The organism is Clostridium beijerinckii HUN142 (assembly GCF_000621745.1).
Lineage (GTDB): Bacteria > Bacillota > Clostridia > Clostridiales > Clostridiaceae > Clostridium > Clostridium beijerinckii_A.
Genome location: NZ_KK211340.1, coordinates 26756 through 52345, shown reverse-complemented (window position 1 = coordinate 52345; position 25590 = coordinate 26756). Strand labels below are relative to the sequence as shown.

General features: G+C 30.1%; 20 protein-coding genes. 15 read left to right on the top strand and 5 right to left on the bottom strand.

The window, feature by feature from the left end; translation table 11 throughout:
• Positions 1 to 404 precede the first annotated feature (404 nt).
• From nifV to T483_RS0127295, 5 genes are all read left to right on the top strand, one after another.
• A complete protein-coding gene (gene nifV / locus T483_RS0127315; RefSeq protein WP_026889681.1) occupies positions 405 to 1574 on the top strand; it encodes a homocitrate synthase in 1170 nt (389 codons plus the stop codon).
• Between the two features lie 14 nt (positions 1575 to 1588).
• The gene (locus T483_RS0127310) at positions 1589 to 3511 is read left to right on the top strand and encodes an aconitate hydratase (protein ID WP_026889680.1); all 1923 of its coding nucleotides are present in this window, start codon (positions 1589 to 1591) and stop codon (positions 3509 to 3511) included.
• A gap of 205 nt (positions 3512 to 3716) precedes the next feature.
• Complete coding sequence (nrdG, locus tag T483_RS0127305; RefSeq protein ID WP_026889679.1) at positions 3717 to 4226, top strand: anaerobic ribonucleoside-triphosphate reductase activating protein; 510 nt, start codon at positions 3717 to 3719, stop codon at positions 4224 to 4226.
• A gap of 165 nt (positions 4227 to 4391) precedes the next feature.
• Positions 4392 to 5003 (top strand): DNA-3-methyladenine glycosylase, encoded by a 612-nt coding sequence (locus T483_RS0127300; protein ID WP_026889678.1) that lies wholly within the window; start codon positions 4392 to 4394, stop codon positions 5001 to 5003.
• Between the two features lie 127 nt (positions 5004 to 5130).
• A complete protein-coding gene (locus T483_RS0127295) occupies positions 5131 to 5328 on the top strand; it encodes a hypothetical protein (RefSeq protein WP_026889677.1) in 198 nt (65 codons plus the stop codon).
• A gap of 55 nt (positions 5329 to 5383) precedes the next feature.
• Here T483_RS0127295 and T483_RS0127290 read toward each other — a convergent pair whose 3' ends face one another.
• Together T483_RS0127290 and T483_RS0127285 are read right to left on the bottom strand one after the other, a co-directional pair.
• Positions 5384 to 6349 carry a glycosyltransferase family 2 protein gene (locus T483_RS0127290; RefSeq protein WP_026889676.1) on the bottom strand — a complete coding sequence of 322 codons (966 nt, stop codon included), beginning with the start codon at positions 6347 to 6349 and terminating at the stop codon, positions 5384 to 5386.
• Positions 6350 to 6424: 75 nt separating this feature from the next.
• Positions 6425 to 7510 (bottom strand): HD-GYP domain-containing protein, encoded by a 1086-nt coding sequence (locus tag T483_RS0127285; RefSeq protein ID WP_026889675.1) that lies wholly within the window; start codon positions 7508 to 7510, stop codon positions 6425 to 6427.
• 381 nt (positions 7511 to 7891) lie between these two features.
• Between T483_RS0127285 and serC the strand changes: the two genes are divergently transcribed.
• Positions 7892 to 8974: a 3-phosphoserine/phosphohydroxythreonine transaminase gene (serC, locus tag T483_RS0127280; RefSeq protein ID WP_026889674.1), complete on the top strand. Its 1083-nt coding sequence runs from the start codon at positions 7892 to 7894 to the stop codon at positions 8972 to 8974.
• A 516-nt stretch (positions 8975 to 9490) separates the two neighbouring features.
• Here serC and asnS read toward each other — a convergent pair.
• The 3 genes from asnS to murC form a co-directional block, all read right to left on the bottom strand.
• Positions 9491 to 10885 (bottom strand): asparagine--tRNA ligase, encoded by a 1395-nt coding sequence (gene asnS, locus T483_RS0127275; protein ID WP_026889673.1) that lies wholly within the window; start codon positions 10883 to 10885, stop codon positions 9491 to 9493.
• A gap of 333 nt (positions 10886 to 11218) precedes the next feature.
• The gene (locus T483_RS0127270; protein ID WP_026889672.1) at positions 11219 to 11917 is read right to left on the bottom strand and encodes a metallophosphoesterase family protein; all 699 of its coding nucleotides are present in this window, start codon (positions 11915 to 11917) and stop codon (positions 11219 to 11221) included.
• A 46-nt stretch (positions 11918 to 11963) separates the two neighbouring features.
• Positions 11964 to 13343: a UDP-N-acetylmuramate--L-alanine ligase gene (gene murC / locus T483_RS0127265; RefSeq protein WP_026889671.1), complete on the bottom strand. Its 1380-nt coding sequence runs from the start codon at positions 13341 to 13343 to the stop codon at positions 11964 to 11966.
• Positions 13344 to 13630: 287 nt separating this feature from the next.
• Here murC and purR point away from each other — a divergent pair, with 287 nt between their 5' ends.
• The 9 genes from purR (at position 13631) to T483_RS0127220 (ending at position 25500) form a co-directional block, all read left to right on the top strand.
• Entirely contained in the window at positions 13631 to 14446 is an 816-nt protein-coding gene (purR, locus tag T483_RS0127260; protein WP_026889670.1) for a pur operon repressor, read from the top strand.
• Between the two features lie 323 nt (positions 14447 to 14769).
• The gene (gene spoVG / locus T483_RS0127255) at positions 14770 to 15045 is read left to right on the top strand and encodes a septation regulator SpoVG (protein WP_011967445.1); all 276 of its coding nucleotides are present in this window, start codon (positions 14770 to 14772) and stop codon (positions 15043 to 15045) included.
• A gap of 202 nt (positions 15046 to 15247) precedes the next feature.
• Positions 15248 to 16615 (top strand): bifunctional UDP-N-acetylglucosamine diphosphorylase/glucosamine-1-phosphate N-acetyltransferase GlmU, encoded by a 1368-nt coding sequence (gene glmU / locus T483_RS0127250; protein WP_026889669.1) that lies wholly within the window; start codon positions 15248 to 15250, stop codon positions 16613 to 16615.
• 47 nt (positions 16616 to 16662) lie between these two features.
• Positions 16663 to 17628 carry a ribose-phosphate diphosphokinase gene (locus T483_RS0127245; RefSeq protein WP_026889668.1) on the top strand — a complete coding sequence of 322 codons (966 nt, stop codon included), beginning with the start codon at positions 16663 to 16665 and terminating at the stop codon, positions 17626 to 17628.
• Positions 17629 to 17947: 319 nt separating this feature from the next.
• Positions 17948 to 18634 carry a response regulator transcription factor gene (locus T483_RS0127240; RefSeq protein ID WP_026889667.1) on the top strand — a complete coding sequence of 229 codons (687 nt, stop codon included), beginning with the start codon at positions 17948 to 17950 and terminating at the stop codon, positions 18632 to 18634.
• Positions 18635 to 20065, top strand: coding sequence for a sensor histidine kinase (locus T483_RS0127235; protein WP_026889666.1), 1431 nt, complete (start codon positions 18635 to 18637; stop codon positions 20063 to 20065). It begins immediately after the preceding gene.
• 22 nt (positions 20066 to 20087) lie between these two features.
• Positions 20088 to 20663, top strand: coding sequence for an aminoacyl-tRNA hydrolase (gene pth / locus T483_RS0127230; protein ID WP_026889665.1), 576 nt, complete (start codon positions 20088 to 20090; stop codon positions 20661 to 20663).
• 14 nt (positions 20664 to 20677) lie between these two features.
• Positions 20678 to 24178, top strand: a complete 3501-nt coding sequence (gene mfd, locus T483_RS0127225; RefSeq protein WP_026889664.1) for a transcription-repair coupling factor — start codon at positions 20678 to 20680, stop codon at positions 24176 to 24178.
• A gap of 287 nt (positions 24179 to 24465) precedes the next feature.
• Positions 24466 to 25500: a peptidylprolyl isomerase gene (locus tag T483_RS0127220; RefSeq protein ID WP_026889663.1), complete on the top strand. Its 1035-nt coding sequence runs from the start codon at positions 24466 to 24468 to the stop codon at positions 25498 to 25500.
• Positions 25501 to 25590: the final 90 nt, after the last annotated feature.

Genomic DNA, 25590 nt, shown 5'->3' with positions numbered 1-25590 from the left:
ATATTAAGGAAGTATTGAAAAAACATATTTTCTATAAGAATTATTAAAAAATAGATACATAAAAAGTAAACTTTAATATATTAATGAAATTAAAGGCGAATATGATGTAACTATTTGGTATAAGTACTAAATGTGGTGGGTAATTTTGTTAAAGAAAATGAACTGTTAATTTATCAATGTATTGCAACATCGAAAAAAAAACTTGCAATAATTCAGAGTATTTTCGTTAAAAACAATTAAAATTTGAAAATACATGAAGGAGAGTGGCTGTTTCGTTGCAAAAAAATAAAATAAATCTTGTATAGATTTATTAATATATGATATTATAAATATACAGTAAAAATGTTAATTTATTAAAAATATGCTTTAAGTAATAAGAAAATTATATAAATGGGGGGATTGCAATGACAGTTAGTAATTTAAAAACTAACAAAAAAGTTTCTATAGTAGATACTACTCTTAGAGATGGTGAGCAAACAGCAGGGGTAGTTTTTGCTAATGAGGAAAAAATAGTAATAGCAGAAATGTTAAGTGACTTAGGTGTTGACCAACTAGAAGTAGGAATTCCTACAATGGGTGGGGACGAAAAGAAGGCTATAAAAGAAATTGTAAAAAGAAATTTAAAATCTAGTATTATGGCATGGAATAGAGCTGTAGTTAGCGATATAGAACAATCAATAGATTGCGGAGTTGATGCAGTTGCTATATCAATATCAGTATCAGATATACACATTCAACATAAACTTAAAACATCTAGAGAATGGGTATTAGAAAGCATGGTTAAATCTGTAGAATTTGCAAAGAAAAATGGTCTTTATGTATCTGTTAACGGGGAAGATGCATCTAGAGCAGATAAGGACTTTTTAGTTGAATATATTAATGCAGCTAAACAAGCAGGTGCAGATAGATTTAGATATTGTGATACTGTAGGAATTATGGAGCCATTTAAAATTAGAGATGATATTAAATATATATATGATAAAACAGGCTTTGATATAGAAATGCATACTCATGATGATTTTGGAATGGCAACAGCTAATGCTGTAGCAGGTATTAAAGGTGGAGCAACCCATGTTGGAGTAACTGTAAATGGTCTTGGAGAAAGAGCGGGTAATGCAGCATTAGAAGAAGTTATAATGGCATTAATGCTTGTTTACGGATATAATGGTGAAGCAATAAATACGCAAATGTTTAGAGAAGTATCACAATATGTATCAAGGGCATCAGGAAGAGAACTTCCAATCTGGAAAGCTATCGTTGGAACTAATATGTTTGCACATGAATCGGGAATTCATGCAGATGGAGCAATAAAAGATCCTAAGAATTATGAAGCATTTGATCCAGATATAGTTGGACTTGAAAGACAAATTGTTATAGGAAAGCATTCAGGAAGAGCTTCAATAATAAATAAATTTAGAGAATATAATAGAGAACTAACAGAGGATGAAGCAAAAGGAATACTTGAACTTGTAAGAGCTACATCAGTTAGATTAAAGAGAACTTTATTTGATAAAGAAGTAGTTCAATTATATAAAGAGTATCATAGACAATTAGAAGAAAAAAATAAGCAATAACAGGGGGATTAGACGTGGGAGATAATTTAGTTTATAAGATTTTAAAAAGCCACATTGTTGAAGGTGAATTAAAAGCAGGAGAGCCTATAGCATTAAAGATTGATCAAACGTTGACTCAAGATTCAACAGGAACAATGGCATATCTTCAATTAGAAGCTATGGGAATAGATAGAGTTAAGACAAAGAAATCAGTAGCATTTATAGATCATAATATGTTACAACAAGGTTTTGAAAATGCAGACGATCATAAGTTCATTCAAACAGTTGCATCTAAGTATGGAGTATATTTCTCAAAACCAGGTAACGGAATATGCCATCAAATATTCTTAGAAAGATTTTCAACTCCAGGAGATACATTAATAGGTTCTGATAGCCATACACCAACAGCAGGTGGTGTTGGTATGCTTGCTATGGGAGCTGGTGGATTAGACGTTGCTCTTGCTATGGGAGGCGGAGCTTATAATATTAATACTCCTAAGGTAGTTAAGATTGAGCTTACTGGAAAATTGAATAAAATGGTAGCAGCTAAAGACGTTATATTAGAAGTCCTAAGAGTATTAACTGTTAAAGGTGGAGTAGGGAAGGTATTTGAATACGCTGGTGAAGGAGTTAAAACACTTTCAGTTCCTGAAAGAGCAACTATAACTAATATGGGAGCAGAACTTGGAGCTACAACTTCGATTTTCCCAAGTGACGAAAGAACTTTAGAATTCTTTAAGGCACAAGGAAGAGAAGAAGACTTTATAGAATTTAAGCCAGATGCAGATGCTGTATATGATGAAGTAGTAACAATTAATTTAAATGAATTAACACCACTTACTGCTAAGCCACACAGCCCTGATAATGTAGCTAAGGTTAGCGAAGTTGGCAAGATTAAAGTTAACCAAGTAGTTATAGGAAGCTGTACTAACTCTTCTTATGAAGATTTAATGAAGGTTGCTAAGATATTAAAAGGTAAAAAAGTACATCCAGATGTTAGCTTAGTAATTGGGCCAGGATCAAGACAGGTTATGGAAATGATAGCTAGAAATGGGGCATTAGCAGATATAATCAGTGCGGGAGCAAGAATACTTGAAAATGGTTGTGGACCATGTATTGGTATGGGACAATCACCGGGAAGTGATGAAGTTTCACTTAGAACAGTAAATAGAAATTTCTATGGTAGAAGTGGAACATTATCAGCACAAGTATATATAGTAAGTCCTGAAACTGCAGCGGTTTCAGCTATAAATGGAGTTTTAACTGATCCAACTGAAGTGGATGTAGATTTAACAATAGATATGCCTAAGGAATTTTTAATAGATGATTCTATGATTTTAGCGCCAGCACCAACAAATGCTGAAGTTGAAGTTGTTAGAGGACCAAATATTAAACCATTCCCAGTAAGCAAACCATTAGCTGAAGAATTAGATGGTAAAGTATTAATAAAGGTTGAAGATAATATTACAACTGACCATATTATGCCTTCGAATTCTAAGTTATTGCCATTTAGATCAAATATACCTTACCTTGCAGAATACTGCTTCAACACAGTTGACACAGAATTCCCTAAGAGAGCTAAGGAATTTAATGGTGGATTTATAATCGCTGGAGGAAATTACGGACAAGGTTCAAGTAGAGAACATGCAGCACTTGCACCATTATACTTAGGAGTTAAGGCGGTTATAGCTAAATCATTTGCAAGAATTCATAAAGCTAACTTAATAAACAATGGAATAGTTCCTATGGATTTTAAGAATGAAGCTGATTATGACAAGATTGAGTTAACTGATGACTTGAAGATGGAAGACATTCAAGCAGCTTTAGAATCAGGAATAGTTAAAGTTAAGAACTTAACTAAGGGAACTGAGTTTGACGCTACAGTTGATTTAACAGAGAAAGAAATTGCTGTTATTAAAGAAGGCGGAAGACTTAATTACGTTAAAGCAAATAGTTAATTATAATATAAAGAGTGAAAATGCAGGGTCTTTAAGACTCTGCATTTTTTTATACAAATAAGCATGTAAATGCTTAAGGTATATAATTCAAATTCAAGATAGGTGTAATATGCAGGTGATTTGTAAATGTGATTATACTTACGTTATAATTAATTATCCAATAGAATGTATATAAATAGATTGATGAGAAAGAAGTGTAAGTTTAATGGAAAAGACTATAAGATTAGCAGGAATAGCATATGAGAGTTTAGTTAATGGGCCCGGTATAAGGAGAGTATTTTTTTCACAAGGTTGTAAGCATAACTGTAAAAGTTGTTTTAATCCTGATACTCATGATTTTTATGGCGGAGAGCAAAGAGATATAGATGAATTAGTTAGTGATACATTAAATAATGAAATTATAAAGGGAGTAACATTTAGTGGAGGAGATCCGTGGGAACAGGCAGATAAATTTGCATATATGGCAAAGGAATTTAGAAAAAAAGGTTTAAATATTTGGAGCTATACAGGATATACTTATGAATATATTTTAGAAAATAAGGATTCTAGATTAGGCTGGAGAGATTTATTAAACAATATTGATGTTCTTGTAGATGGAAGATTCGAAGAATGTAAGATGTCAGATGGACTTAAGTTTAGAGGTTCAACTAATCAAAGAATAATAGATGTTAAAGAAAGTATAAAAAGAGATCAAATTGTTACTATAGAATTGTAATATTAACAGAAGATGTTTTTAAAAATATCCACAAATGTGTGGGTATAATTAAAAAAGTTGTGGATTATTATTTGAACTATGTGGATAAATTTTAGAGTAATAAAATAAGCCAATATATCACAACATAAGTTATATTACTTATAGTGAAAGTTAGGTGAATGAAGCTTGATTTTAAATAAAGAATTTTATAAACAAGGTGCATTAATTTTAGCAAAAGAGCTTTTGGGAAAAATTATTATAAGAAAAGTTGATGGAGTAATCCTAAGAGCTAAAATTGTTGAAACAGAAGCGTATATAGGAGAAATAGATAAGGCATCGCATGCTTATAATGGAAGGAGGACTGAAAGAACTGAACCTTTATTTAGAGAAGGTGGCATTTCTTATGTTTATTTTATTTATGGAAAATACTATTGTTTTAATGTTATAAGTGGAATAGAGGATAAGGGAGAGGGAGTTCTAATAAGAGCATTGGAACCGTTAAATGAATTTGATTATCTTGCAAAAAAAAGGTTTAATCAAAATTATGATGAACTTTCAGAAACAAAGAAAAAGGCAATTACAAATGGGCCATCAAAACTGTGCATTGCATTTTCAATAGATAAATCGGAAAACTATAAAAGGTTATACGAGGAAGGCGATTTTTATATAGAAGAAGGAGAAAAAGATACGTTTAAAATAGTGGAAACGAAAAGAATCGGAATAGATTATGCAGAAGAAGCAATAGATTTTCCATGGAGATTTTATATAGAGGGAAATAAATACATATCGAAAAAGTAACAAACTTTCAATGTAAGTCCTATTCAGCATTTAATTTTAATACAAATTTTTACTAAAAAGAAATAAAGAGTAATATATTTAATACGATAAATCTATCATGAGATATTTTTTTATAGGAGATAGATTTATGATTACTAGAGTAATTAATAGAAATTTTAGTACGTATAAATATAAAAAGAGAAAAGCATCTTTAAAAATAAAAGTTACTAAAGAAAATATTATATCGTTTAATGAAATACTTGAGAACGTGCAGATGCTTAGAAAAAAGGGAATTATATCAGTATCAGATCTTAATATTAATATATCCAAGTCTATAAAAAAATAATAATATAGAGATGACAGTACATAGATTAATTAAATTATGTATTGTCATCTTTATATTATTTATTTTCTTTATCTGTATTGATTAATTTATCTGAAATAATATATCGAGGTCTTTGTTTAGCTTCATTATATATTTTTCCGATATATTCTCCTATTACGCCAAGAGATAAGAGTTGCACTCCGCCAAGTACCCAAATGGAAAGGGTTAATGAAGTCCATCCAGTAACTGTACGCCCTAAAATTTTAACTATAAGAGTATAAATTAATGCTATGCCTCCAGCAAAAAATATAGTAAAGCCAAGGAGCGTTATTAACCTTATAGGCTTTATGCTAAAGGATGTAATTCCGTCTAAGGCAAAAGCAATCATCTTTTTAAGAGGATATTTAGATTCACCAGCAAATCTCTCATGACGTTCATATTCAACAACTGAATATTTATAACCTATTAATGGGATCATTCCACGAAGAAATAAATTGACTTCTTTATATTGACTTAGCCCTTCTACAACACGTTTGCTCATAAGTCTATAATCTGCATGATTATAGATCATATCTACACCGAGAATACGCATTAATTTATAAAAACCTAAGGCAGTTGTTCTCTTAAAAAAAGTATCAGTTTCTCTAGCGGATCTTACGCCATAAACAATATCGCACCCATCATAATATTTTTCTACAAATTTATCTATGACATCTATATCATCTTGTAAATCTGCATCTAATGATATAGTCATATCTGAATAATCTTTAGCAACCATGAGTCCAGCAAGTAAAGCATTCTGGTGGCCTCTATTTCTTGAAAGATTAATGCCTGAAAATATATTGTTTTTAGAATGAAGATCATTAATTATGCTCCAAGTTTTATCTTTTGAACCATCATTAACAAAAAGTATTTTGCTCTTATTAGATATTAAGTTATTTGAAATCATGGTGTTAATTTTTACTAGCAACCTTTTACCGGTTTCATGTAAAACCTCTTCTTCATTGTAGCAGGGAATTACAAGATATAGTATATCTTTCATAAAATCGCCTCCAATGATTAGTATAACCAAATAACTTAACAATATTATTCAATTAAAATCTTAATATTGATTATTTTATAATTCATATCTTATATTTGATATAACTACTGAAGTTTCACTTATCAAATTAATTTCAGTGTTAACTCTATCAGGTTTAGAACTTTTAAGAATTTTTACAATAGGCCTTAGTGGGAAGTTAGGTATAGTTTCTTGCACAACAGCTATTTCACCATTACTTAGGTCAACTAAAGTTCCTTTTGAGAAAGGAATTACAATTTTGCAGAATATATTAACAATTTCATAGTCAAACTTTTTGCCTGCATTAGACATTAAATATTCAAGAACATCACTCGGAAACATTGCTTTTTTATTAGGTCTTCCGGTTGATAAAGAGTCATATGCGTTAGCAATACTTACAATTTTACTTAAGGTATTTATCTCATTATTATTTAGCTTACTAGGGTAACCTAATCCATCAGGTCTTTCATGATGTTGTAGTGTTATTATTTTGCTATTAGCGCTCAGATTATAAGATTCTGATAAATATTTATATCCGATGATAGGATGTTGGTCTAATATGGTATTTTCTTCATCCGTTAGTTCTTCTTCTTTCATAAGAATTTCTTTTGGAATAAATGTTTTCCCAACATCATGAAGTAAGGCTCCAATAGAAAGATATTGAAGTTGTCTTTTTGGAAGCTTTAATGCAATTCCAAGAACGAGTGATATTACAGCAACGTTCACAGAATGGGAGTAAATATAGTTATCCATGCTTCTTATATCTATTAGTGAAAGCAATACACTTTTATTATTTAGAACATTCTCAATCAAATCTTCAGCCATAGACTCAATGCTATTAAAATATATTGACTCTTTTTTTGAAAACTTGTCAGCAACAGTAAGTCTGTTTATATTTGAAAAAGCTTCCTTTATTGTTAAAATTGCTTTTTGTCTTAATTCAGGCTTAATAATATCTTCAATTTCATCAGAACTAAATTCATCAATTATATATATTGATAAAATATTCAAATCCTTTATTTTGAAAATAATTCTTTCGCTTAAGGCCATCCCAGCTCTTACTAATACTCTACCATCAGAATCATATAATGTCTTACCAATAACTGTATTTGGTTTTACACATTCAATTGGAATTAATCTCATATTACCTTCTCCTCAAATGTTTGCTTATAGTACAATTTACAACATAATTCTCAGTTAAATATTAAACATAATAGTAGTATATCAGTAAAATTAATGTATTTATAGTATTATAAGAAAAAAATATTATTTTGCTTAACATCTATTAAAAAATAGAACTAACTATTAATTTAGAAAGTAAGTCTGATAAGTGGATTTTTATACAATAGATTTAATATATAATACTAAACTAATATTAATAATAAAGTCAGCATTTTAGCAGATTTGAGTGTATATAATTGCATTAACTTTTTATATCAATAAATGATAATTTTGTTACTTGATATTTAAATTGTGTTATAATATTATAGATTACAAATAAAAATATCAAAGGGGGCTTTTTTAATGTCAAGAGTTTATAATTTTTCAGCAGGACCAGCTGTATTACCGGAGGCAGTTCTAAGAGAAGCAGCGGAGGAAATGTTAGACTATAAGGGGACAGGCATGTCAGTTATGGAGATGAGTCATCGTTCTAAAGCATTCGAGGGAATCATCACAGATGCTGAAAAGACATTAAGAGAATTAATGAATATTCCGGATAACTATAAGGTATTATTCCTTCAAGGTGGGGCGTCACAACAATTTGCAATGATTCCGATGAATCTAATGAAAAATAGAGTTGTGGATCATATTATTACAGGGCAATGGGCAAAAAAAGCAGCATCAGAAGCAAAAATATTTGGAAAAGTTAATATATTAGCATCTTCAGAGGATAAAACTTTTTCATATATACCAGATTTAAAAGGTTTAAAGGTTTCAGATGATGCAGACTATGTTTACATATGTCATAACAATACAATCTATGGAACTACGTATAAAGAATTACCAAACGTTGGAGATAAAATCCTAGTGGCAGATATGTCATCAGATTTCTTATCTGAGCCAGTAGATGTATCAAAATATGGACTAATATTCGCAGGAGTACAAAAGAATGCAGGACCAGCTGGGGTTGTTGTAGTAATAATTCGTGAAGATTTAATTACAGATGATGTATTACCAGGTACTCCAACAATGTTGAAATATAAAATCCACGCAGATAATAATTCACTATATAACACACCGCCAGCATATGGAATATATATCTGTGGAAAAGTATTTAACTGGATTAAAAACAAGGGCGGATTAGAAGCTATGAGGAAAATTAATGAAGAAAAGGCTTCTATTCTATATGATTTTCTTGATTCAAGTAGTATGTTTAAAGGAACTGTTGTAAAGAAAGATCGTTCTCTAATGAATGTGCCATTTGTAACTGGTTCAGATGAACTAGATGCTAAATTTGTAAAAGAAGCTAAAGCAGCAGGTTTTGAAAACCTAAAAGGACATAGAACAGTTGGTGGCATGAGAGCAAGCATATATAATGCTATGCCAATTGAAGGTGTTAAGGATTTAGTAGAATTCATGAGAAAATTTGAAGAAGATAATAAGTAATAGTATAAAAATGAATTAGATTTAAGGGGATAATCAGATTTTGGTTATCTCCTTAATTAATTTTATAAATAAAATTATACGAATACATGAATTATAATACGTGTATTGTATAGATAAGCAATACAATATATACAATTTTAAGTATTATTAGTACGTATAATGTTTTTATAAGTTAATATTGTATTAATTGCCATATAAAAGACATACATATGAATATTCAGGCATAGATTACAGATAAAATAAAGTGCATATACATATATATAGGTATAATCACCATATAAAGATATTCAAGCGGAATACAAAGTAGAAAACTTTAATATAAATAGTGCTTTAAGTCAGTTCGTACATTCTAATTTTGTTGCCTAGTTTATTAAAGTTTTAAATGTAAATTTATTATTGAAGCATATATATTAAGTTAATAGTAATAGAAAATCAAAAAAAGGGGCTATCGTATTAATCGATATGCCCTTTTTGGATTGAAGATTATGAAATAATATAAAATTAACAATGAAGCAATTAAAATTCGCTAGTTCCTGGAGTCCTAGGGAATGGAACTACATCTCTAATGTTAGTCATTCCTGTTATATACATAATTAATCTTTCGAAGCCTAAACCAAAACCAGCGTGTTTAGTTTCTCCATATTTCCTTAATTCTAAATACCACCAGTAATCATCTTCAGATAAGTTTAATTCGGCCATTCTATTTTTTAGGACATCTAGTCTTTCTTCTCTTTGGCTGCCACCTATAATTTCTCCGATTCCTGGTACTAAAAGGTCAGTAGCTGCTACTGTTTTTTCATCATCATTTAATCTCATATAGAAAGCTTTAATATCTTTAGGATAGTCTGTTACAAATAGAGGCTTTTTAAAGTGCTCTTCAGTAAGATATCTTTCATGTTCTGTTTGTAAATCAATACCCCATGATACATCGTAATCAAATTTCTTTCCACACTTTTCTAGTATTTCAACAGCTTCTGTATATGTAACCTTAGCAAAATCTGATGAAACTACGTGGTTTAATCTTTCCAATAAACCTTTGTCAACAAATTGATTAAAGAATTCTAATTCTTCAGGACATTCATCCATAACATATTTTATAACATATTTAAGCATATTTTCAGCAAGTTCCATATCGTCTTGTAAATCTGCAAATGCAATTTCAGGTTCAATCATCCAGAATTCAGCAGCATGTCTTGTAGTATTAGAATTCTCTGCTCTGAATGTTGGTCCAAATGTATAGATATTTCTAAATGCTAAGGCAAAACACTCCGCATTTAACTGACCAGATACAGTAAGGTTAGTTTCTTTACCAAAGAAATCTTTGCTAAAATCTACATTTCCATTTTTGCTTAATTCTGGAGTTTTAGGATCAAGAGTTGTTACCCTAAACATTTCTCCAGCACCTTCACAATCGCTACCAGTTATTATTGGTGTATGAGTATACACGAAGTTTTGATCTTGAAAAAACTTATGTATTGCGTAGGCAGCAACAGAACGAACTCTAAAAGTTGCAGCGAATGCATTACTTCTAGGTCTCAAATGAGCTATTGATCTTAAGTATTCAAAGGTGTGTCTCTTTTTTTGAAGTGGATAATCAGAGTTTGACATACCTTCGATGATAATATTCTTAGCCTGAATTTCAAAAGGTTGTTTTGCTTCAGGAGTAGCAACTAATGTACCGATAACTGAAATTGATGAACTTATAGGTAATTTAGATATTTCTTTGAAGTTGCTTAATTTATCATCAAAAACCACTTGAATATTTTTAAAGAAAGAACCATCATTAACCTCTATAAAGCCAAAGGCGTTAGATGATCTTAAAGTTCTTATCCAACCTGATATTGTTATTTCATTTGATAAGAAATCATCAGTATTTCTGTAAAGACTTCTAATTAAAATTGATTTTGCCATATTGCATGACCTCCATTTTATAATTAATCTTGTGATTAAAACATATTCTTAATGAAAAAATTTTTTCATTATATTAAGATATCATTTATTTAACCTACTACCCTTGATAATAAATAGATTTTACAATACTTTTTTTGTGAATGCAACTTAGTACCTGTCCTGAAATACATAATAAATTAGTGCTTTAGGCAGCACGATTATAAATATTATATAAAATAAATATATAATTTATAAATACAGGTGACTTTACTATAAAAAGGCTTTACTTTTTATAGTAAAATTATAAAAAATAAAGCTTTTTTTATAGTAAAAGTATTTATTTAGCACGCTTGTCTACTCTAAGCCACTTTCAAAACTTTGGATTAGTTCTTTCGGAAAGTTTAACATTGTCATATCTTTAATAATTCTTTTATATGCGTAAGGAATTTCTTTTATTTGAACTTTCATTCCATATTCCTTACTAATATTTAAAATGCAATAAGTGCTATTTGGTCTGCCAATTTTAGGCTTACCAACGCTACCAGAGTTTATATAGACCTTATTTTTATATTCCTTCATTCCAGGTATATGTGTATGTGCACAAATTAACACATCATGAGCAATAGAGCTCATAACTTCTGAAGTATTATCTCCATCTTTTAAAAGATATTCGTTTATTTTATCTGGACTTCCATGAACAAATAAGAGACTTCTATTAGCAATATTTAATGTTAAATTTGTAGGTAAATTTGCAAGAAAGAGTCTATTTTCTTCTCGCAATTCCTTAGCAGTCCAAGGGAGAGAAAAGGCATTAATAGGAGTTTCTCTTATATATGAATATTCATTATCAACTACAGAACTATCATAATTTCCTTTTATGCAAAGAATATGTCGTCTCCTAATCATGGAAATTACTTCATTAGGATGAGGACCATAGCCAACCAAATCGCCAAGGCAAATAATCGTGTCAACTTTCTCAATATCAATATCTTCTAAAAGATTAATAAGAGCATAGACATTAGCATGAATATCTGAAATTATTGCTATTTTCATAAGCATTCCTCCTAAGTTGCTTAGCAAAGTAATTAAGTGTAAATATTTAAGATTCTAGATATTTTTCTCCAACAATAACTACATCACCAGCGCCTACTGTTAGTAGTAAGTCACCAGAGACTAGTTTTGATTTTACATAATTAAGTGCTTCATCATGTGAGTGAACATTAATGCATTTCAAGCCTTTATTTCTTAAGGCATCACCAAGTTCGTCAGAAGATACAAGTCCGGTATTTTTTTCTCTAGCTGCATAGATGTCCATTAATATAAGCTCATCTGCATCGTTGAAACATTCTGTAAATTCATCAAATAGGGCTTTTGTTCGAGTATAAGTGTGAGGTTGAAAAATACAATAAGTTTTATGATGATTCATTTGTTTTGCAGTACTCAATGTAGCCTTAATCTCTGTAGGATGATGAGCATAGTCATCTATTACAGTTACACCATTTAATTCTCCCTTATATTCAAATCTTTTATGTGCTCCTTTGCAGCTTGATAAACCTTCAATAATGGAATTATCAGAAATATTGAATATAATAGAAACACAAATTGAAGCAAGGGCATTTAATATATTATGCCTACCTGGTACATTTAAAGTAATATTGAATAAGTTTTTATTGTCCCTATACACATCAAAAGTTGCACATCCATTTTTATTAAAGTAGATGTTTTTAGCAGTTAAGTTAGCATTATCACTAAATCCATAACTTAGAGTATTACAATTTGCCTTAGATAAAATTTCATTTACCCTTTGATCATCAGCATATCCAACAAGATATCCATCTTCTGGGATAAGTCTTGAGAATTGTAAAAATGTATCAGCAATTTCATCTATATCTTTATAATAATCAAGATGATCTGAATCAATATTTAGAATTATTCCAACGTAAGGTGGGAATTTTAAAAATGAACGTTTATATTCACAAGCTTCAGTTAAGAAATATTCACTATTACCAATCCTAAAGTTTCCTCCTATTGCATCCAATTCACCACCAACTAAGATAGTTGGATCTAAATTACCAGCAAGTGTTATATGAGAAAGCATGGATGTACATGTGGTTTTTCCATGGGTTCCTGATATTCCAACACTGTATTTATGCCCCTTCATAATTTGTCCTAAGAATTCAGCTCTGTCCATTAATTTAATATTTTTTTCCTTAGCCTCTAGAAGTTCAGGATTGTCAGATGGAATTGCAGCGGTATAAACTACTAAATCTACATTTTTAATATTTTCTCTTCTATGACCTATGTAAATTTCAGCACCTGAAAATCTTAATTTATCAATGATTGGAGAATCTTTAAAGTCAGAGCCCGATACACTGTACCCGCTATTTAATAAAACAGCAGCAAGCCCGCTCATACTGATTCCACCAATACCAATGAAATGAATTTTTTTATCTTTATCTTTTATAAAATTGAAAGACAAATGATCAACTCCTTTTTAATTAATAAAACTAAACATTATTATAAGCTTTAAAATTTGAGTATAGAATTTTTAGTTTCATACCTTAACTATAATTATATACATTTTTCGAAAAATCAACCATAGGAAAAAATAAATACACAATATTTTATGCATATTTAGCGACTTTGTGAACAAGTTATAAATATAAATTAACTTTATAACTAAAAATATTGATATTAACTTGAATTTAGCATAAAATATGAATATTAAAGCGATTTAATATAAAAATAATTCGTGTGGGTGATTTTATGGAGAAGTTTACAAGAAATAATAGGGTAGTTGCCATAACAAAAATATTATTAGAAAACCCGAATAAAATATTAGGATTAAATAAATTTTCAGAATTACTAAATGCGGCAAAATCTACTATAAGTGAAGATATTGTTGTTGTTAGAGAAATTCTAGAAAGACTTGAGATGGGTAAAGTTGAAACAATTGCAGGAGTAGCAGGCGGAATAAAATACATTCCTCAAAGTGGCGAAGAAGAAAAGAAAGCTTTTGCATTAGAATTATGTAAACAGCTAAGTGATGATGGAAGAGTTATACCAGGAAATATAATATATATGACGGATTTAATGTATGACCCTAAGATAATAAATAAAGCAGGAGTTATGCTTTCATCGTGTTTTCAGGGAAAAGAAACTGATTATGTAATAACAGTAGAGACTAAAGGTATTCCTTTAGCTTATGAAGTTGCTAGAAATTTAGGAGTGCAATTAGTTATTGCTAGAAGAGATAGTCAAGTAACAGAAGGACCAACAGTTACTATAAACTATGTATCTGGAAGCAATGGAAGGTTGCAACAAATGTCACTATCAAAAAAGTCAATGAAACCATCAAGTAAATGTATATTTATTGATGATTTCATGAAAGGTGGAGGAACCGCAGTAGGTATTAAGGATTTACTTAAAGAGTTTGATAGTGAATTAGTAGGAATAGGTGTACTAGTAGATAATAATCAAATTGAAAAGAAATTAGTAGATGAATATGTTTCTATTGTAGAATTAAAGGCAGTTGATAAATCAGCCATTATAGGAATACAACCTTCAAAAACATTTTCTTAAAATTAATAGAGAATTTTATTCTAAAAAGTATGCCTAATTTCGAATGCTTTTAATTTCACATAAATAAATATTAAATTTGTGGTTGAACTCTACAAATAATTATAAGTTTCATCATGAATAGTTATTATTACTTCAAGTTGTCATGAATAGGGATTGTTCTGAAATTCAAGTAGGACAATCTTAGATATATAGTATTTGTATAAGATTACACAAAAAAATAAATTTTATAAGGATTTATCAAATATAAAAAAGGAATTTAGAAATTTGTGGAGAAATTATATAGTATTAAATATTTTTAAGGCAACTGGGAGGGGTGGAGTAAAATGCAAATAACAGATGTTAGGATTAGAAAAATTGCATCAGAAGGTAAAATGAAAGGAATAGTTTCTGTAACATTTGATAATGAATTTGTAGTTCATGATATCAAAGTTATAGAAGGACAAATGGGTTTATTTATTGCTATGCCTAGTAGAAAGACACCAGATGGAGAATTTAAGGATATAGCTCACCCAATAAATACAGAAGCAAGAGAAAAAATACAAACTGCAATTTTAGAAGCTTATGAAAAAGCTGTTTCAGAAGAAGTTGTAGAGGGCTAGGATTTTAGCAAAACAAAAGGAAGTTTTAATGACTTCCTTTTGTTTTGCCATTAAATAAGATTTTATATTCCAATATTAAATATACTAATGGGTTGAAATAAGGGTGGCTTTCCAATATAATTAAATTGATATGAATATTTAACTGATTATTGTAAGTAAATAATCGTGTTAATATAAATTTATAAATGAGGTGTGGTATATAATGTATAAATGTGCACTGGTTTTAGCAGCAGGTCAAGGTAAAAGAATAAAGTCTGATTTACCTAAAGTATTACATAAAGTATGTGGTAAAGAAATGCTAAAACATGTTATAGATTCGATAAGAAATTCTGGAATTGATGATATAGATGTAATTATAGGAAAGGGTGCTGAGCTTGTAAAAGAGAAAACATTAGATAGAAATGTGAGTTATTCACTACAATCTGAGCAATTAGGAACTGGCCATGCTGTCAAATGTGCTGAAGAGTTCTTAAATGATAAAAAAGGAGTAGTCGCAATTTTTACTGGTGATACTCCTTTAATAAAGCAATCAACAATTGAAAGACTATTTAATGAGCATATAGAGGCAAAAAATTCAGCAACTATATTAACAGCAATAGTTAATGACCCTACAGGTTACGGGAGAATTGTACGGTTGAATGATGAAGTATCAAAAATTGTAGAGCATAAAGATTGTACTGAAGAAGAGCTTAAGATCAATGAGATGAATTCGGGAATATATTGTTTTGATATTGAGTTACTGGTAGATGCATTAAATAAGATAACTAATAATAATGGACAAGGCGAATATTATCTTACAGATGTTATAGGAATATTAAAATCTCAAGATAAAAAAATAGGTGCAGTTATAACTGAATATGAAGAAACCATTGGAGTAAATTCAAGAGTTCAATTAGCAGAGGCAGAAGAAATACTTAAGAATAGAATAAATCTTATGCATATGGAAAATGGAGTTACTCTAATTGATCCGAGAACAACATATATAGGAATTGATGTTGAAATAGGAAAAGATACAATAATATATCCTAATAATATTTTAGAGGGAAATACAAAAATAGGTGACAACTGCTTAATTTACCAAAATTCAAGAATTGTTGATAGTAATATTGGTAATGAAGTAGAGGTTCAAGCTTCAGTTATATTAAATAGTAATATTGGTGATAATACTACTGTTGGTCCATTTGCATATATAAGACCTGAAACCACAATTGGCAAGCATGCAAGAATAGGGGATTTTGTAGAAATAAAGAAATCTACTATTGGAGATGGAACTAAGGTGTCACACTTAACCTACATAGGAGATGCAGAAGTGGGATCGGAATGCAATTTCGGATGTGGTACAGTAGTTGTAAATTATGATGGCAAGAATAAACATAAGACTATTATAGGAGATCATAGCTTTATAGGCTGTAATACCAATTTGGTATCACCTGTCACAATTCACGATAATACTTATATTGCGGCAGGATCAACCATTACATCTGAAGTAAAAGAAGGTGATCTTGCAGTTGCAAGAGCTAAGCAAAGAAATATCAGTGGATGGGTAGATAAAAAAGGATTAAAAAAATAAGTTTTTAATGATAAATCAGCCAAAATTTTAAGGAGGTCTTCTCAATTATGATAACTCATGGAAGAAATATAAAAGTATTTACTGGAAATTCGCACTCACAGTTAGCTCAAGATATAGCAGATATTTTAGGAGTTCCAGTAGGAAATTCTAAGGTTTCAACTTTTAGTGATGGTGAAATATCTGTTGATATTAATGAAACTGTTAGAGGGAATGATGTGTTCATAGTACAATCTACTTCTTCACCTGTTAATAACAATCTAATGGAATTACTGATTATGATTGATGCATTTAAAAGAGCGTCAGCAGGTAGAATTACAGCGGTTATTCCATACTACGGATATGCAAGACAGGATAGAAAAGTTAAGTCAAGAGATCCTATAACTGCAAAGTTAGTTGCCGATTTATTAACTGCAGCAGGAGCACATAGGGTTTTAACTATGGATTTACATGCAGCTCAAATTCAAGGATACTTTAATATTCCTGTAGATCATTTACTTGGAGCACCAATACTTGCTGAGCACTTTATATCAAAAGGATTAGTAGATCAAGATGATGTTGTTGTAGTTTCACCGGATTTAGGAAGTGTAACTAGAGCAAGAAAATTTGCGGATAATTTACATGCTCCAATAGCAATCATAGACAAGAGAAGGCCAAAGGCGAATGTTTCAGAAATAATGAATATTATTGGTGACATTGAAGGAAAAAGATGTATATTAATTGATGATATGATAGATACAGCAGGAACTATTGCAAATGCGGCAAATGCACTTAAGGATTTAGGAGCTAAGAATATTTATGCTTGCTGTACACATGGAGTATTATCTGGTCCTGCAATGGATAGAATAAATGATTCAGCAATTGAAGAAGTAGTACTATTAAATACAATTCCGTTAAAGGAAGAGAATGATAATAGTAAAATTAGATCTATATCAGTAGCTCCTTTATTTGCTGAAGCAATAAAGAGAATTTATGATGATCAGCCAATAAGTAAATTATTTGAATGCCAAAAGTAGTTAATAATTTAAAAAAGTTGTTAAATAAATAAGATATTGAAAAGAATGTATATTTACTCTAAGCAATTAAAGTAGATATATATTCTATTTTTTATAGTTAAATAAATTTATTTTATTAAGTTGATATTAGGAGTGTAAACGAGAAAACTTTTATGATTTAATTAGATTATAATCTATTAAATAATTATTATACTTATATATTTTTAGAATATTTATTATAATTAAAGGATGATTTTGTTTTCTATAATAAATAGTATATTTATGTTATATTAGGATATGAATGTTTACGTAATAATAATAAATTAAGGAGGAAAGAAGTGTGGATGGAGTTACAACTAAGGTATTGATTGTGGACGATGATGAAAACATTAGTGAAGTGATAGATATGTATTTAAAAAGCTCTGGCTATAATACAAGAATAGCATTAAACGGAAAAGAGGCTCAAGAAATTTATTTAGAGTATAATCCGGATATTGTCTTGCTTGATGTTATGATACCTTACATAGATGGAATCGATGTTTTAAAATGGATAAGAAAGCAAAAGGAAACGCCAGTTATAATGATTACAGCGAAGGGAGACACCTTTGATAAGGTTTTAGCACTAGAAATTGGCGCGGATGATTATATAGTAAAACCTTTTGAACCTAAAGAATTGTTAGCGAGAGTAAAAGCTGTATTAAGGAGATATTCCCCAGAAAATATTAAAAACGAGGTGATAAAATTAAGTGATTTATCAATAGATTCAACCTCATATAAAGTCATATATAATGGAGAAGAAATAAAAATGCCACCGAAGGAATTTGAATTACTATATTATTTGGCTAATAATAAAAACAAGGTGTTCACAAGAGAACAATTACTTTGTGAAGTCTGGGGATATGATTATCCAGGAGATTCTAGAACTGTAGATGTTCATATAAAAAGATTAAGAGAGAAATTAAGTAGTGGAGAGCAGTGGGAAATTCAAACAGTATGGGGTGTGGGATATAAATTTGAGGTAAATTAAATGAAGAATAATGGAAGTTTACTTCAAAAACTTATAATAACATTTATAGTTATTTTGACTATTGTTTTGGTTTCGTTAGCTTGGTTATTATCTATATGGTTTAGAATAACATATTTTGCTGAGAAGAAGGTACAATTTCAGAAGGATGGGGAGTATATATCTGAGTCTATAAAAACATATAATTCTAAAAAAGATTCATTGGAATATGATAAGTTACAGGCCATAGTAGATATGTCAAGTGTTGGAGCAAATGCGGATATTACTGTTTCAGATAAATTTGATAATATATATATATATTCTAAAACTGCAAATACTACTGAGATAAATAATAAACCGGATGTTTTAGATAAGAATAAAGATTCTTTAATGAATGGAAAATCAGTAGAATATATTGGAGACCATTATACCTATATATATCCCGTATTAGAAGAAGATCAATTTCAGGGATATATTGTAATGACAGCTCCTTTATCAATAATAGGTAAACAACTGCATAGAATATATCTTATAGTATGGATATCAGCATTAGGAGCAATGGTATTTGCATCTGTAGTTTTATCCTTAGTTTCAAAGAAAATATTGATTAATCCTTTAGCTGAAATAAACAAGGCAGCCAAAAGGTTTGCTAATGGAGAAGTTAATAAGAGAGTTTATATAGAATCGCGTGATGAGATTGGTGAGTTGGCAAGTTCATTTAATATAATGGCAGAGTCATTAGAAAAGGTTGAGAATAATAGAAGAGACTTCATATCAAATGTTTCTCATGAATTGAGATCACCAATAACCTCTATAAAGGGATTTATTGCAGGAATAATAGATGGTGTGATTCCAAGAGATAAAGAAGGATATTATTTAGATATAGTATATGGTGAGATAAAAAGGCTTACAAGATTAATTAATGATCTGCTAGATTTATCAGCTATTGAATCAGGTAAATTAAAATTCAATATGAGAAAGATTGATATAAATGAGTTAATTAGATTATGTATTATAAATAATGAACAAAAGATAAGAGAAAAGCAGATAATGCTAAAAATAGATCTGAAAAATGAGAATTACTATGTAAAAGCTGATGAAGATAAAACAATGCAAGTCATAACTAATTTATTAGATAATGCAATAAAGTATTGTGAAAACAGTGGAATTATAAGAATCAGTACGTATTCCAAGGGATCTAAAGTATTTGTTGAAATATATAATAATGGACCTAAAATTGCAGATGAAGAGATAAGGCATATATGGAATAGATTTTACAAGTCAGATAAGTCTAGAACAAATAAAGTTAGCACTGGACTTGGATTGCCAATCGTGAGAATGATAGTTATGCAGCAAGGTGAGGAAGTCTGGGTTAAGAATCATCCTAATATAGGAGTTACATTCACATTTTCACTTACAAAATATAAAAATAATAAAAATAATAAAAATAGATAATAACGCTAAGGAGGAAACAAGTATGTTTTTAATAGTAGGCCTTGGGAATCCAGGAAATGAATATGAGAATACAAGACATAATATTGGGTTTAAAGTCATCGATAACATTGCAAAAGAGTATAATATTGAGATAAACAGGCAAAAATTTAAAGGTATGTATGGAGAAGGATTTATCAATGGAAAAAAGGTTATGCTTTTAAAACCAACTACTTACATGAACTTAAGTGGTGAAAGCGTAAGAGAAGTAGTTGATTTTTATGACCTTAACAATGATGAGATACTAGTTATATATGATGATATTAGCCTAGAAGTTGGAAAATTAAGAATAAGAGAAAAAGGAAGTGCGGGAGGGCATAACGGAATAAAGAGCATCATAGCACATTTAAATAGTGAAGTTTTTTCAAGGATAAAAGTAGGGGTAGGACAACCCAATGGAGATTTGGTGAAACACGTATTGGGGAAATTTACGAAAGAAGAAACAGCTATTTTGGGCGAAAGTATAGAAGCGTCAACAAATGCCGCAGTAGAAATTATTAAAAGTGATGTTAAGACAGCTATGAATCAGTTCAATGGATTCAAAGCGAGTACAATAGTTTAAGGAAGGTGCATGGGATGAGATTAAAAGGGTTATTAGAGCCCTTGGAAAGTAGTTTAGAATTTCAAAACATAATACAAGGTATCGAAGGTAAAAGATACCCTATTGGTATATATGGTGCATCTGAATCGGGTCGAGGATACATTATAAGTGGAATATTTGAAAATACCAGTAAATCAATTGTGGTTGTGACTCAAAGCGATATGGAGGCGAAAAATCTTTACGAAGATTTGATATTCTATACCAATGAAGTATATTATTTTCCGGTAAAGGAAATGGTTTTTTATAATATTGATGCTATTTCTGGAGATTTGAGATGGGCAAGATTAAAAGTAATAAATGAAATATTAAATAATAAGAAGAAAATAATAGTGACATCAATAGAAGCTTTTGCAGCAAAATATACTCCGCATGATTTATTTTTAGAATATAGCATGAAACTTAAAGAAGGTGATGAAGTTAACCTTACGGATATATCAAAGAGACTAATTCAATCAGGTTATGAAAGAGTAGAAATGGTCGAAGGTAAGGGGCAGTTTTCACTAAGAGGAGGCATATTAGACGTATTTCCAACAGGTTCAACTTATCCATATAGAGTTGAACTTTTTGGCGATGAAATAGAATCTATAAGAACCTTTAATACAGAATCTCAGCGAAGCATTGAGAAAGTTAAAAAGATAGATATTTTCCCTGCAAAAGAAGTAATAGTTTCAGAAGAGATGTTAGAGTTTGGAAGAAATAAGCTTAAAGAAGAGTTTAATAAAATTGCCTCAAGTGATAAGGATAGTGAAAGAGTAGAGAAACTAAGAAAAATGTTAAATAAAAACTTAGAACTACTTGAAGAGACCTCATCTTTTGAGACAATAGATAGCTATCTTCCGTACTTTACAAGGGAGCCAGAAAGTCTTTTTGATTATTTTAAAGATTACTTCTTTATAGTAGATAATGTTCCAAGGTGCAAAGGCAAATTAGAGTCAACTTATTTAGAGTTTGAGGAAAACTTTACAGCCTTTTCTCAAAGAGGAGATATATTTCCCGGGCAAGGAAATTTATTAATTAATAAAGAAGAAATATTAGAATCATTCGAAGATCAAAAAGTTGCTTTCATTGAGGCGTTGACAAAAATATCTGGCTGGTTAAAGCCACTATCAATAATTAATCTAGCTCAAATAACACTAAATAATTATCAAGGGCAGCTAGATTTATTAATTGACGAAATATTAAATAAAAAGAGCTTAGGATATAAAACACTGATTTTATCAGGAACTCGAGCTAGAGGGGAACGTTTAGTAGGAACATTAAGAGATAGAGGAATAGAAAGTGTCTATAAAGATACTGTTGATAAAATTGAGTATGGTGAAGTTGCAATAACTTTTGGTAATCAGTTGAAGGGATTTGAATACCCTCAGTATAAGGTATGCATAATATCAGATAAAGAAGTATTTGGTGAGGCAAAGAGAAAACTAAAAAGTGGTAAAGCAAAGAAAAAGGGAATTTCTAAAATAAAAAGCTTTGCAGAATTAAAGCCAGGGGATTACGTCGTACATGCAAACCATGGTATCGGAGTATACAAAGGAATTAAACAAATAGATGTTGGAGGCCATAAGAGAGATTATTTAGACATTGTTTATGATAAAGGTGATAAATTATATGTTCCGGTAGATCAACTGGATCTAATTCAAAAGTATATTGGAAGTGAAGGAAAGTCACCTAAAGTTAATAAGCTTGGAAGTGCTGAATGGCAAAAAGCAAAAGCAAAAGCTAGAAAATCAATCAATGAAATAGCTGAAGATTTAGTTAAGCTTTATGCAATGAGAAGCACTGTAAAGGGACATAAGTTTTCCAAGGACACTGAATGGCAAAAACAATTTGAAGATGAATTTCCATTTGAAGAAACTCCAGACCAATTAACATCACTAGAAGAAATAAAGGCAGATATGGAGTCTGATAAGCCTATGGATAGACTTTTATGTGGAGATGTTGGATATGGTAAAACAGAAGTTGCTATAAGGGCTGCATTTAAAGCTGTAATGGATGGAAAACAAGTTGCTCTTTTAGTTCCAACTACTATTTTAGCAGAGCAACATTATAAGAATATAAAAAATAGATTTTCAGATTTCCCGATAAAGATAGACACGGTTAGCAGGTTTAGGACAGCGAAACAGCAAAAGGAAATACTTCAAAAGGTGAAGGAAGGTAATTTAGATATTTTAATAGGTACTCATAGATTGGTATCTAAAGATATTCAATTTAAGGATCTAGGTTTATTAATAGTAGACGAAGAGCAAAGATTTGGAGTTAAGCAAAAAGAAAAAATCAAGGGAATTAAGAAAAATGTTGATGTTTTAACTCTAAGTGCAACTCCAATTCCTAGAACCCTGCATATGTCGCTAAGTGGAGTTAGGGATATTTCAGTTATAGAAACACCACCGGAAGAAAGATATCCTGTACAAACATATGTTGTTGAACAAAATGATCAGCTTATAAGAGACGCAATTCTTAGGGAAATAGGTAGAGGCGGCCAAGTTTACTTCGTATACAATAGAGTCGAAGATATTGAAAGAATGGCTAAGTATGTTCAAGCGTTAGTTCCAGAGAGCAAAGTTGGAATTGCTCATGGTCAAATGGCAGAAAGGCAACTTGAGAAGGAAATGTTTGACTTTATGTCAGAAGAGTATAATGTATTAGTCTGCACCACTATAATAGAAACTGGAATGGATATTCAAAATGTAAATACCATAATAATATACGATGCAGATAAGATGGGACTCTCTCAATTGTATCAACTTAGAGGTAGAGTTGGAAGATCAAATAGAATTGCATATGCGTATTTACTGCATACTAAAGATAAAGTATTAACAGAAGTTGCGGAAAAAAGGCTTAAAGCATTAAAGGATTTCACTGAATTAGGATCAGGTTTTAAAATAGCTATGAGAGATTTGGAAATTAGAGGTGCGGGCAATATGATGGGATCTTCTCAACATGGACATATGGCCTCTATAGGATATGATTTATATTGCAGAATGCTTGAAGATACTGTTAAGCTGCTTAAAGGCGAAATTCAAAAAGAACCTATAGAAACAACTTTAGATATAAAGGTGGATGCGTTCATATCAGAAAATTATATAGAAGATGAAATTCAAAAAATTGAAGTTTATAAGAAAATTGCTGCAATTGAGGGATTAGACGATTATAGTGATATCAAAGAAGAATTAGAAGATAGATACTCTAAGATACCAGAACCGGTATATAATTTAATGGATATTGCTTATATAAAGAGTAGAGCTAAATCTATATTTATTGAAGAAATAAAGGAAACGCCTAAAGAACTACTATTCAAGTTTGCGCAAGGTGAAAGTGAATATAAAAATATATTTAAAATATTGATGGAAAAATATAAGAGTAGCGTAGTGTTAAAGTTTGGTTCTAATCCTTATTTCGCATTTAAATTAAAATATATTAAGAAAGAAAATAAATTAGAGTTTTTGAAGGAAGTTTTTGATGACATAATATTGTAACAAATCTATGATATAAAATAAAAGTAGAAGAAATAAAATAGTGTAAAAAATTTGAATTATAAAAACAATATTGATATACTAATGTTATGACTTTTTACAGTAAGAAACCTAAAAGAATAATATTGTCCGACAAAAATTAATTTAGCTTTTCAAATTTCGTTCTATAAGTCTAGGAAGTTTTGTTTAATTAGAATTTGAAAAGTGATTTTAGATTGTCTAAATTAGATATATTTATTTGGAAAGTTATTTTTAGTGGGTTTAAATCTAGAATAAGCGAGGGGAAAACTTTGAAAAAATTAAAGAAATTCGTTGCAGCTGTAGCTATTATGACAATTGCAGTATCAGCTATGGGGTGCAAAATGATTGAGAAAACACCAGAAGCAATACAGAAAACAGTTCTTGCAACAGTTGGAAATGAAAAAATAACAAAAGGTGATTTAGATAAAGAAATGGAAAAGTATGCTGCACAACTAAAACAGCAGTATGGAGAAAATTATGAAAGTAATGCTCAAGTTAAAGATCAATTACAGCAAGCAAAAAAGCAGGAATTAGACAGCTTAGTGACTCAAAAAGTAGTTTTACAAAAGGCTAATGAATTAAACCTTAAACCATCTGACGATGATATGAATAAACAAATTGATGATCAAATAGCTCAAATTAAGTCACAATATTCAGAAGAAGGACAATTTGAAAGTGTTTTAGAGCAAAATGGATTGACTGAAGATCAGCTTAGAGATGTTATAAAAAATAATGTTATAATGCAGGCTGTCCAACAAAACATAGTAAAAGATATAGAAGTTACTGATGATGATGTTCAAACATATTATAACGAAAATAAGGATTCAAAATATACACAAGGAGCTGGAGCAAATGCAGCACATATCTTAATAGCTGAAAAAGCTAGCGATGGATCAGTAGACTATGATGCTTCATTAACAAAAGCCAAGTCTATAAAATCCAAATTAGATTCTGGAGCTGATTTTGCAAAATTAGCTAAAGATAACTCAACAGATGCAGCAACTAAGGATAATGGTGGTAGTTTAGGATTTGTAGCATATAACTCAACACAATTAGTTACTGAATTTATGGATGGGTTTAAGAATTTGAAAGAAGGAGAAATTTCAGCACCAGTAAAGAGTCAGTTCGGATATCATATAATTAAAGCTACTGGATTAAAAGACTCACAAGTAACTCCTTTTGAACAAGTAAAAGATCAGATAAAATCGTCATTATTGCAACAAAAACAACAAGATGCATTAAGTGCTAAGATTACAGAATGGAAAACAGATTTAAAAGTTAAAACTTATGAAGAAAAATTATAATACTAAGAACAGTATTAGTTAGCGATTAATAAATTAGCTATTTAACCATAAAAGTTAGGACTACTTTGAATGATTAGAGATATTTCAAAG